Origin of the sequence: Streptomyces sp. NPDC087420, assembly GCF_044744165.1 — a bacterium.
Lineage (GTDB): Bacteria > Actinomycetota > Actinomycetes > Streptomycetales > Streptomycetaceae > Streptomyces.
In genome coordinates, this window is the sequence record NZ_JBIUXU010000025.1 from 45,353 (window position 1) to 56,871 (window position 11,519).

4 protein-coding genes and 3 pseudogenes are annotated in these 11,519 nt (G+C 66.7%); all 7 read right to left on the reverse strand.

The annotated features are described in order from the left end of the window. Positions 1 to 38: 38 nt before the first annotated feature. Positions 39 to 1,864, reverse strand: a pseudogene (locus ACIO1C_RS34855) (reverse transcriptase domain-containing protein). A gap of 1,086 nt (positions 1,865 to 2,950) precedes the next feature. Beyond that, a pseudogene (locus ACIO1C_RS34860) lies at positions 2,951 to 3,214 on the reverse strand (hypothetical protein); the annotation flags it as partial. Beyond that, positions 3,211 to 4,844 (reverse strand): annotated as a pseudogene (gene istA, locus ACIO1C_RS34865) (IS21 family transposase). The pseudogenes istA and ACIO1C_RS34860, both read right to left, overlap by 4 nt. Before the next feature lie 179 nt (positions 4,845 to 5,023). Continuing rightward, a complete protein-coding gene (locus ACIO1C_RS34870; RefSeq protein ID WP_401871570.1) occupies positions 5,024 to 5,740 on the reverse strand; it encodes a 4'-phosphopantetheinyl transferase in 717 nt (238 codons plus the stop codon). A gap of 879 nt (positions 5,741 to 6,619) precedes the next feature. Further along, the gene (locus ACIO1C_RS34875; protein WP_401871572.1) at positions 6,620 to 8,062 is read right to left on the reverse strand and encodes an aldehyde dehydrogenase family protein; all 1,443 of its coding nucleotides are present in this window, start codon (positions 8,060 to 8,062) and stop codon (positions 6,620 to 6,622) included. Between the two features lie 304 nt (positions 8,063 to 8,366). Beyond that, positions 8,367 to 9,587 carry an enoyl-[acyl-carrier-protein] reductase FabV gene (gene fabV, locus ACIO1C_RS34880; RefSeq protein WP_401871574.1) on the reverse strand — a complete coding sequence of 407 codons (1,221 nt, stop codon included), beginning with the start codon at positions 9,585 to 9,587 and terminating at the stop codon, positions 8,367 to 8,369. Positions 9,588 to 9,606: 19 nt separating this feature from the next. Further along, positions 9,607 to 11,519 (reverse strand): type I polyketide synthase (locus tag ACIO1C_RS34885; protein ID WP_401871577.1); only part of this gene is annotated, 1,913 nt, incomplete at its 5' end.

Below are 11,519 nucleotides of genomic sequence, written 5' to 3' on the forward strand. Positions count from 1 at the left end.
TTTCCGACGGCCCCCCACCGAACCGGGCATGCGACTTGTCACCGCACCCGGCTCTCCAGTACCACATTCGATGAAGCCTGCCCCGTTGAGGATCCGTTGTGGATTCCGTCGTGGCAGTTACGGCAGACGATCAGGGTCTTGCGATGGCGTGACGCCATCTGCTGGGCCCAATCAGGCCGTTCAGCCTGATTCTTGGAGAGGAGGTCTTTCAGACGCCGAACGTGGTGCACCTCGACATCAGTCCGCGACTGACAGAGTTCGCAGCGGCCGGACATGAGCCGGTCGATGAGTTCCGCCGGGCGCTTCCTCCAGATCTCCGGGAGATTGTCTTTGAGAACTACCCTCGTGGTCCTGCGGGCAAGCGAAATCCCGCCCCATCGGGCAACCAGTGGCCTCTTCCCGTTACCTCGCCCGACCGTGACTTGCAGACCTCTGCGAGGACCTGCTGGCGTCTGCCAGGTGGCGCGGTAGCGGTTCCAGACCTTGTTGACGCTGACCTTGTTCTTTTGGCCCAACGTCTTGGTCATCGACCGTTCCATGACCCACCTCAGCAGGCCGAGGCGGTGCCGGTTATAGGCCAGCTGGTAGTACTCCGCGATGCCCCGGAACTCCGCCTGATACCGCGTCACGATACGGAAATCCGAATCATGAGCGCGCGTCAGCATGGCTGCCGGTTTACCGCGTCGCGTGTAGGTCTTACGCTTGTCGCGCACGACATCCATAGGCACCTTCAGCCCGATCTGCCCGTTGATGGAGCGATGACCGTTCCGATCGTGCTTGGCATCGTTGTGGTGGACTACGATTTCGTAGCCGAGGAAGCGGGCGGCCTGTGACCGCCCATGAGTGATCAAGGTTTTCTTTCAGAGAGTTCCAGCTTCAAACGATTCCGCAGGAACTTTCCGATCATTTCCTTGATGTACTCGGCTTCCCGCCGTGTCCCAGAGAACCCCAGCAGCCAATCGTCCGCGTAACGGACGAAATGCAGCCGCCGGAAGCCTGGATCATTGGGGTCATGGGAGGGGAGCTTTTGCAGCTGACGACGCAGTTGCTGTGCTTCCTCCCGCTGGCCCTTCTTCTCCAGCTTCCAACTGGCCTTATGTATCCGCATGTACGGAAGATAAGGCTTGCGTCGGGCTCCCTGGTTAAAGACGGGCAAGAGCGTTGTCTCGACGTACTTGTCCAGCCGGTCCAGGTAGATATTGGAGAGCAGGGGGCTCAAAACACCCCCTTGTGGCGCTCCACTTAGTGTTTCGTGGTAGCGCCATTCCTCCAGGTATCCAGCCTGAAGTAGTCCGTCGATCAACCGCAGGAAGCGGTTGTCGTGAATGTTCTCGGCCAGGGTGGAGTGAAGCACTCCGTGATCCAGCCGATCGAAACACTGGGAAATATCTCCCTCGATGAACCATGTCATACTGCGCCACGATTCAGATACTTCCGTAAGGTCGGTATGACAACCCTTCCCCGGCCTGAAACCGTGGGAGCGGTCGGAGAACTGAGGCTCGTAATAGGCTTCCAACAGGGAGCGTATTACTTCTTGCAACAGCTTGTCCGACCATGATGGCAACCCCAGAGGGCGGCGTTTTCCTGGCGATCCTTTCTTCTCGATATGCACACGCCGGACCGGGGTCCACCGATAGCGCTCATGCCGCAGCGCATCGATGATCACCTGAATCTTCTTCAGGCTCATGCCGTCCACGGTCTCCGTGGTGGAACCGGGCGTCATGGAACCGTCGTTGCGGTAGATCTTCCCGTAGGCACGCAAGTACAACTCCGGGTTGAACAGGTGCCGGTACAATCTCTCCAGTGGCAATCCTCTCTTGCCGCGTTCATGGATGATCTCCATCAGGGCTTCGGCTCTCTGCATTACGCGTACCTTGCCTCTCCGGATATCGTGGAACCTGTGCCACTTGGCCCTGTAAGCGGCTTTCCCGCTCTCCTTGGTGGGGCGTTACTCCCACGACTACTATTGACACTCCGTCACCGTAGGGCTCTCGCCCCTTAGGTAATCCCGAATTCCTCTTGCATTGGACGTATCGTAGGCGACCCGTCCGTTCCCTTGAGTGAGCTCGTTGCCCACCGCCCACCAGCCGGAAGATTGGGGCGAAGCAAAGGGGATTCGCCTGATGCTGGTGGCTCCGCTCCGGGCGTTGCATGTCGGAGGATGCACATTTCCATCACTGGGAACTAGGTTTCAAACAGTCTGGTCTTCGCCATATCACACGGACCTTGCGCGACAGCACCTTAAACGCCTTCGCAGCGCTTCACGCTTTCCCGCCATGCTGTTGTCCCCTCGCACTTTCGCGTCCAGATAAGGCGGGTGGTCCAGAGGCTTCTCCTTCCGAACCCCTACTCTCTGAAAGAGTGATCCAACGCCGAGTTAGACGGCGCAACTTCCCCATGTGACCGGCTTTCCCGGACTCCGAGTACTACGGCGACTCCGCCACGATCTGGCGTCATCAGCGGGCATTGCGCCTGCCCGCCGCCCGGCCGGCTGCCGGACGGGAAGGGCGATGCCAGATCGCTTCCCACGTTCACTGAGGATCTCTTTGACGGCTTCGGTGCCCAGCTATACCCCGGCAGCATCGCCACGGACCGCAAATCGCAGTCTTGGTCCGGGCCTCCCGACGCCCATAGGCTAAAGACGCCGGAAGAGGAGATCCCATCGGCTATGGCGATCTCCAGCACTGCAAAGCGGCCCATCCACCAGATTCGGCAGGCCGCTGACGACTCACGGGACGTCAACCACTGGTTCAGTTTCCTTACACCCATTCCGTCTTCGCTTGCGGGCACGAACCGTCTGGTGGTGTCGGTCCGCCCCTACGTTGTCGAGGCTGCTTCTGGCCTCACCCCCAACCCGGGGCTCAGCCTGCCTCCAGCTTCAACCAGTCCCTGCGAGGACTGGCGGCGGGCCTCTCATCCCGCGAGATCCATCAGCGCCTCGTGGCGCACAGCCGAGCTCGTCGACGCAGAGGAGATCGACGCGGCCGTAGCGGGCGATGGTCTTGTTGAGCTGCTTCTCGTCGGCGGCCTCGACCAGCTCGGTCATCAGCAGTTCGGCGAGGAAGCCGCGGTAGGTCATCTGGTCCTTGACCGCTCTGTCGGCGATCTCGTTGACCTCGTTGCGGATCGAGGGCAGCGGCAGCAGGCGGCAGGCGGTGTCGATCGCGGCGTCGGCGGCCTGCTCGGTCAAGCCTCGCTGGCGGGGCAGGGTCACTGGGCTCCTCCCTCACGGTGGTCACTGCCGGTGGTGCGGCGGCGTCGGAGCAGTTGGTCATAGGGGGTCACCGACGGCAGCGGCCTGGTGTCCGGCGGGAGGTGCGCGAGGCGCCACTCGTGCAGCGACGTGACGGTGGCCGGCGTCTGCCCAGGAAGCGCCGGGATGGATGCGCCGATGGTCGGCTCGTCTTCTGCCTGGGCGGCCTTGCGGGCTCCAGGGCAACGGCGTCGGCGGTCAGGGCGCCGGCCCGCAGTGCGGTGGCCAGGCCCGCGACCACGTGCTCGTGGGCGAGGTGCCGGTTCAGCAGCAGGACCTCGATCAACGCCCGGGTGCCGTCCCGCTCGCCGTGAACCTTGCGGGCCTGGGCCCACCAGGCGTCGTGGACCGGGGTGAACTTGCCCGCTGACCGGGCCTGTTCCAGAGCCGTGGCACCAGGGAAGGCGCCGGGCTTGCGGATGAGGGCTTCGAGGTAGTGGTCCAGGTCCAGGCGGCAACTACCCTTCGCGATCAGCCTCTCGTGGCGGGGCACCTCAACGTTCCTGTCGTAAACCACCAGGTGGGAAGCGTGCAGGACGACGCGTACCCGTTTGCCGATCAGGCGGGTCGGGACCGAGTAGCGGTTGGTGCGGACGGCGATCTGGCTGTAGCGGTCGACCCGTGGCGTGAACAGTCGGCCCGTCTCGAACGGCTCTCCTGGCAGCGGCATCAATATCGGCTGTTCGACGGCGAAGTACTCGTCGACGGTCCGGCCGCGAGCCGATCCTGCGGTGCCCGTCGTGCAGGTCCCACTGGTCGACCATCTCGTTCAGCTCAGCGAGGGAGTCGACTTCCGGGACTGGTGTGAAGTGGTTGCGGCGGAATAGCCGATCATCCCTTCGACGCAGCCCTTCTCATAGGCGCCTTCGAGGCCAGGGCGGCAGTAGAAGCTCTCGATGTTGAAGTGCGAGCGGAAGGCGATCCACCGGTCGGTCTCCACCCGGGCCCGGTTCAGCCCCAGCACCTGGGCCACGGCCGACTTCAGGTTGTCGTAACGGATCTTGCTTCGCGGGACACCGCCCAGCGTGCGAAGCGCGTGCACGTGCCCTTCGAAGAAGGCTTCCTGGCCGCAGGAAGCGAAGACGCGGTGGACGGCCTTGCCTGAGTAGGACAGGCGGAGCGAGAACAGGTAGCAGGTCACCAGCTCGCCGGCCAGGCGCACGGTCACGTCGCCTAAGTCGACTTCTGCCTCGTGACCGGGCATGTGGGTCTGCGGCACGAAGGCTTCAACGGGGGCTTTGCCCGAGGCGGCAAGGATCTCCGGCTTCCGGTCGGAGACGTAGCGCCGGACCATCTGGTAGGACACATCGGCGCCGTGCTCCTGGATGAGCCGGTGGAAGATCCGCGTGATCGTGTGCCGCTGTTTGCGCGGCGCGTCGAGGTCCGTCCGCAGCATCTCGTCGACCACCGGCTTGTACGGATCCAGCGCAGTTGGCCGCGGCGGCAGTTTCTTCCGGGGCCCTGGCCAGACGGAGTCCACGGCCTTCTTGACCGTCCTCCACGAGACGTTGTACTTGCGCTCAAGCTCGCGCATCTTCATGCCGGCACGGTGGTCACGCCGGATCGCCGCGTACAGCTCGACCTTCGACATCTGCGGCATGACCAGGACCTTTCACCAGGAGCATCCCGATGCTGCCCTGGCAAGTACCCCAGTGCTGTCAAAACTCGTGAACATCACCCGACCGTGGATCTGGGCACCTCCCAAACCCGTGAACAACTGGCGGCACTACTCATGAATAAAGCCACCCTGCGACAGATCAACTCGTTGTGTCAGCCGTTGTAACACCCTCCTGAGCGTGCATAGGGGTGGGGGACCGTCAGGGCGGTGGCGACCAGGCCCTCGCGGACGGTCCACCGTCCCTCGAAGTGCCCGAGCCTGTGTCTCCCCACCAGCGGTCCGGGGACGAGGAGTTCGGCTCGGAAGCGTCCCTGCGGCGCTGTACCGGGTTCCTCGGAATCCTGGTGGATCTCCATGTCCGCCTCATCGAAGCCCAGCCACATTCCAGTCAGCGGGAACCAGGCCTTGTATACGGACTCCTTGGCGCTGAAAAGCAGTCGGTCCCAGTGGACGTCGGGCCGCCCGCTGGCGAGGAGGGCGAGGCGGTCCCGCTCGGCGGGGAGCGACACGGAACGCAGAACGCCGTCCGGGAGCGGACTGTGGGGCTCGGCGTCGATACCGAGAGACGCCATGTCGGTGGCGCGGACGAGCGCGGCGGCCCGGTATCCGTCGCAGTGGGTCATGCTGCCGAGCAGGCCCTCGGGCCAGCGCGGGGCGCCGCGCTCTCCCGGCAGGACGGGTTGCGGAGGGAGGCCGAGCTTCTCCATGGCCCGACGGGCGCAGGCGCGTACCGCGGCGAACTCGTGGCGCCGTTCGGCCACCGCTCGTGCCACCACCGTCTCCTCCTCGGGGAGGAGCGTGGCACAGTCGTCGTCGCCTCCTCGGCTCTCCACGGCCACCACCGAGTCCGGGAGTAGTTCCTCGATCACTGGCTCGGCCCTTCCGTAGGCATGATGTGGCGCGGTCTGCCGGGCGGCGCCCTTGGGGTGCCTCACTCACGGGGCACCCCGCGGCGGGTCCCACCGCGCGCGGATCGACGGATGTCTCGGGCCGTGAAGGGCGAAGCCACCGGCGCCTGGGTGTCCGGCCCGGTCCTCGGCTCGCTCACCGAAGCGGTCGACCCGGCGCCGCCAGAGGCCCCGTCCAAGCACTCGATCGTTGCCTCCCTGTTCCCGCGCCACCCCGAGCGCACCCCGGCCGACGTCCTCGACGGGGAGGCCTTCGAGTGGATCCGTGATCCACATCGGCCAACGGGAGGCCGCCCAGAGTGCGGTCTGCAGCGTGCCGGACCCTCAGCCCGATGTCCTCGGACAGGCGCAGAAGGGACTGCCCCACCGTCCGCTCCGGGTTCACCGGAACCGCACCGCCCGGGCCGGCATCGGCTCGATCCCCAGGACACGGTCCCCGACCGTGAACCGGCCCCTGGTCTGCTGTTCAGCCACATCCCGCGGCTCGGCCACGATCCGCACAACTGGACCGCCTCACATTTTTGACCTTGCCGATCTCCTCAGGCATGGCATTTTCGGCATCCCTGCGGGCCAGGGCACGGAGCTGACGTCCGTGACGTGGGAACGACCCACTCATCACCCGAGAGCCAGGCCTTCAATGGGCTGATCACAACGGACGACCGCAAGTGACCGGAATATGAGAGAGGTTGAACAATGGACGCGTTCGCGACGCGGCGTCATCCCGCGCCGCAGGAACGGGACGGTGCCGTCGGTCACGGGGGCGCGGACCTCAGGTCGTCCACGATGCGCGGCTGCTTGCCGTCGAAGATGACGCCTCGCACGGGTTCGTTTCCTCTCGTCTCAGGACGGCCAGACGACCGACTGGAGTTCGCTGTACGCGTGCAGCCCGAAGGGGCCGCCGAGGGGTGTCTCGGGGTGCCGCTGGGCGGTGTTGATGCCGACGTTGCCGCTGCGTAGCCGGGCCGCGAGGTGCCAGGCGCGGGCGGTGTCGCCGGAGAAGACGTAGTCGTAGAGGCCGGAGGGGGTGCCGGTGGCGATCCGTACCGCCTCGTTCTCGTCGCCGAAGGGGATCACGACGACCACCGGGCCGAAGATCTCCTCCTGCGCGACCGTCATGTCCGGGGTGACGTCGGCGAGGACGGTGGGGGCAGCGTAGAACCCGGGTTCGAGCGCGGGGCGTTCACCGCCGGCGGCGACCCGGGCGCCCTGTTGCCTGGCATCTTCGACGTACGCCTCGACGCGGTCGCGCTGGGCGGCGGAGATGAGCGGGCCGACGATCGTGGAGTCGTCCACAGGGCTGCCGACTGTCACTTCCTGTGCGTACCGGGTCAGTGCGGCGACGGCCTTCTCGTACAGCGATCGGTGTACGAGCATCCGGGTCGGCGCCGTGCAGAGCTGACCGCTGCGAAAGGAAAGAGTCGAACCGACCGCCATGACCGCCGACGTGAAGGCCTTCTCGTCGGCGTCCTCGAGAACTATGGCCGCGCCCTTGCCGCCGAGCTCCATGAGCGTGCGCTTCATCTGCCCGCCCGCAGCTACGGCGATCTTCTTTCCCACGGCGGTGGAACCGGTGAAGCTGATCATGTCTGTGTCGTAATGGGCGACCAGCGCCTCGTCCGTGATGGGTCCTGATCCCGTGACGACGTTGAAGACGCCGTCCGGCAGACCGGCCTCCTTCATGATCGGACCCAGCTCCAGGAACCCAAGCGGGTCCTGCGGTGCGGGTTTGGCGACCACGGTGTTGCCCATGGCGAGGGCCGGGGCGACCTTGCCCACGAGATTGGCGATGGGAAAGTTGCAGGAGGTGATGCATGCTACGACGCCCAGGGGACGGCGCACGGCCGCCGCCCCGATGAGCCCGCCGCCCGCCGGCGGGCTCGCGGTGACGGGGTGCGGCGCGAGGGGGACGGTGTCAGGCTCCAGCGCGCCGCGCGCGTAGCGACGGAAGCTGTCGGCCGCGGTGAGCACCTGCATGGACTTCGCCACACGCATGGTCGCGCCGGTCTCGGCCTGTACCAAGGCCGCAAGCTCCTCGGCCCGTTCGGAGATCAGGGCGCCGATGCGCTCCAGGATGGCAGCGCGCTCGCGCGGATCGGTGCGGGACCAGTCATCGAAGGCCGCCCGCGCGGCCTCGGCGGCGGCCCAGACCTCGGCGGCGTGGCCCTCGGAGGCGTAGCCGACAGCTTCCTCGGTGGCCGGGTTGGTGATCTGGTAGTAGCCCTGCTCGGGCTCGCGCCAGGCGCCTGCTATCCAGTGGCCGTACTTCTTGGGGGAATCGGTCATGATTCAGGCTCCCTTCGGCCGGCCGAGGCTCGTTCGAGCCGCGTCGGAGGCGGCGTCCAGTGCGACGCCGTCGTCGTGGGCGCAGCGGCTGCTGATCCCGTCGGTGTCGTCCGCGGGTTTCACGGTCCGATCCCCGATCTTCGATCCGCTGGAACTCATCGCGAACATGTCCGACCCGGCGATTTCGCGTACGCGAGCCGTTACCGGGTGACCGGACGCCTCACGCGGGAGTCGATCCTGCTGTCGGCGTCGGTGGTGGTCGCGGCGCTGCTGGGGGGAGATGATCACGCCCTCGGCGGCGAGTTCAAGGAGTCGACGAGTTCGGCCAGGGCAGGTCGGTCTCGACCGGGGCGGCGTAGTCGACGCCGGGGACGTCGAAGCCGTACAGGGAGCGGACCTGGGCACGGAACCACGGGATGTCGGCCAGCTCGCTGACGGTCTCGGGGGTGATCGACCGCCAGCGTTCGGCCACGGCGGCCTGGACCTGATCGGACAGCTCCCAGCGATCGAGGCGGATACGGCCGGACTCGTCCAGGTCGGGCCGGTGTGCGGTGAGCTGGTTCCACAGCTGGAGCGACTGTTCGACGGGGGACGGGAAGCGGTCACCCAGGACGCCACGGAGCAGGCTGACATAGAGCGGAATGCCCGGGATGGCGGTCAACGCCTGGGAGATCGCGGCTCCGTTCACCGAGGTGTAGGCACGGCCGCCCACCGCGGCCAGTTGCTCGCTCAACGCTCCCGTCGTGAACTCCAGGTCGGCCTTGGCGGCGCCGATCGTGCCTTCGCGGTAGATCGCCGAGTTCAGCGGCGAGCCGATATAGGTGAGGGCGACCGTGCGAAAACCGTCGCGCAGCAGCCCGCGCTCCGCCAGCGCGGTGACCCAGCGGGACCAGTCCTCGCCTCCCATGACACGCACTGTCGCGGCAGTCTCGGCCTCGTTCGCCGGATCGACGGTGACCTCGCGCACGTACGCGGCTCCATCGTTGGCGAACTCCAGGTTCCGGGTGGTGTGCGGCGCGCCGAGCGGCTTGAGCACCGACTGGTAGGTGGTGCCGCTCCGTGGATCAGTACGCCGGGGCGCGGCCACGCTGTAGATCAAGTAGTCCACACCGCCGAACCGCTTGGCCAGCAGATCCAGCGTCTCGGTCTTGGTGGTGTCGGCGAACGCGTCGGCGTTGCGGAACGAGAAGTCCGACCCGAGGTCGCGGGCGATCGTGTTGACGGCGATGGTGCGGTACCACCCGGCAGTGGCACTGCGGTGCCCGGCCGGCCGCTCGAAGCCGATACCTACCCCGTCGATCCCATACCGCACCAGCCCGGCGATCGTGCTGGCCAGGCCGTAGCCCGCACTCGACCCGATCACCAACGCCGTTGGCCGCCGTGCCGGTGGCCGATCGGGGGCCGGCACCTCGGCCCGCATCAGCGCGACGCTGCGAAAGCATCCGGCCGGGTGCGACTCGAGCAGCAGATAACCACGCCCCGTCGGGTTAACGACGCGTTTGGACTGCGTAAGTGGTGGGTGCATCATCGTCTCCTCTGCCGCATCAGTTCTCGAGCAGGGCCTGCCTGAGGTGCTGGACCAGATCGTCCGGTGTCGACTGCTGGAACATCGACGAGGTGTCCAGACGCAGGCCGGTCGCCGAGTTCAAGCGGTTTCGCAGGGTCAGAATGGAAAGCGAGTCGAACCCGAGCTCGCGGAAGATCTGGTTCGGCTGCACCACATCAGCCGGCTCAAGCCCGAGTACCGCCGAAATCTGCGTTGCGATCAGGTCGAACAGCGTTTGGTTCCGGTCGGCTTCCGCCATTGACGCGAGCCGTTGCCGTAGTGATGTCGCCGAGGCTGCGCCTCCGCCCGCTGTGCGTTTGCCGGTGATCGTGACCAGTGACCTGAACGCCGGCGGCAGCGTCGTCCCGGTTCTGGCCTGCCTGGCCAGCTCGGCCAGATCCAACCTGGCCGGAATCAGAACGGGTTCGCTTGCACGACAGGCGGTATCGAACAGCGCGACGGCCTCCCGCACCCCCAGCACGCTCACTCCTGCGATCCCGGTACGGGACGGTGCGTCGCCCAGAGCCCAGGGCCCCCAGGCCAGCGACACCGTAGGGGTTCCGCTCGCCCAGCGTCGTCGGGCGAGCGCGTCCAGAGCGGCCGCCGACGCGGCCGAGGCGGCGGTTCCACGGCCGCCGACGGTCCCGGCGAACGACGAGCACAGGACGAGGGTGACGGCCCCGACCTCCTGGTCGAGAATCTCCGCGGCACCGACCGTCGCGCGCAACACGTCGGCGAGCGAATCCGGTGTCAGAGTGGCTGCCTCGTCGCTCGGCAGCGCCTCTGGTATGTACACGACCATGGTCAGCGGATGCTCCGCGGGCAGGCAGTTGATCAGCTCGCGCAGCGCCGCGCGGTCGCCCGGATCGCACGCCTCAGTGGTGACGGTGGCACCCGAAGCGGTGAGCTCCGCGGTCAGCACGGGGGCCTCGGCGCCGGTGAGCACGAGGTTCCGTACTCCGTGCACGGCAACCAGGTGCCGCGCCAGTCGTTCGCCCATGGGCGTGGTCCCGCCGGTGATCAGCGTTGTGCCCTCGTCTCCGGCGAACCGCTCCGTGTCGCCCACCGGTTTACCCGGGGCGAGCCGCGGCACCCTGGCCCGGCCCTCGTACAGAGCTATCTGTGGTTCACCGGACATGACGGCCCTCGGCAGCGCACGCCACGACGCTTCGCCGGCGTCCACGTCGACGAGTACGAACCGTCCGGGGTTCTCCGCCTGCGCAGACCGGATCAGCCCCCACACCGCGGCGCCGCCGAGGTCGGTGCCGGCATGGTCGAATGCCGGCACCGTGGAGGTGGTCAGGAACACCACGGTCACCGTGGCGAGCGCTTCGGTCGCCAGCAGTAGGTCCAACTGGCGCAGTGTCTCCCGCGCGGTGGCGGCGACTTCGGTGCCCGCCGGTACGGTGAGCACCAGGTAGTCCGGCACGTCCTCGCCGGCTTCGGCCAGGGCTTCGAATCCCGTGTACGCCTGGGCGTACACGCCCGCAGCCGTCAATCCCGCCACGGCGCTGAGCGGATCCGCGCCTACGACTGCCCAGTTCGCCTTGCGAGGCAACGACTTCGCGACGTGGTCGACCCATGTCTCCCGGTACAGCGCCTCGAGTTGTGCGACCCTGGCGGCCCGCAGTTCTCTCGAATCGATGGGGGTGGTGCCGACTCCGAGCTCAGCGACCGGATCACCCACGGTGTCGGCGAGCATCATCGACACCGAGCCGTTGCGGTTCGGGCCGATCCGCACCCGCAGGGCGGACGCGCCGACCGCGTGCACGGCGACCCCACTCCACGACGTCGCCAGCCGGGGACCCTCGGTGCATGCGGCGTGGAGTGTGGCGTCGAGCAGTGCGGGGTGGATGTTGTAGGTGTCGGGGTCGGTGGGAAGGTCGATCTCCGCGTAGATGTGGTCGTTGT

Excerpts from the sequence above, each read along its gene's own strand:
- ACIO1C_RS34875 (WP_401871572.1), bottom strand. The coding sequence starts at position 8,062 with ATGACCGATTCCCCCAAGAAGTACGGCCACTGGATAGCAGGCGCCTGG.
- fabV (WP_401871574.1), bottom strand. The coding sequence starts at position 9,587 with ATGCACCCACCACTTACGCAGTCCAAACGCGTCGTTAACCCGACGGGG.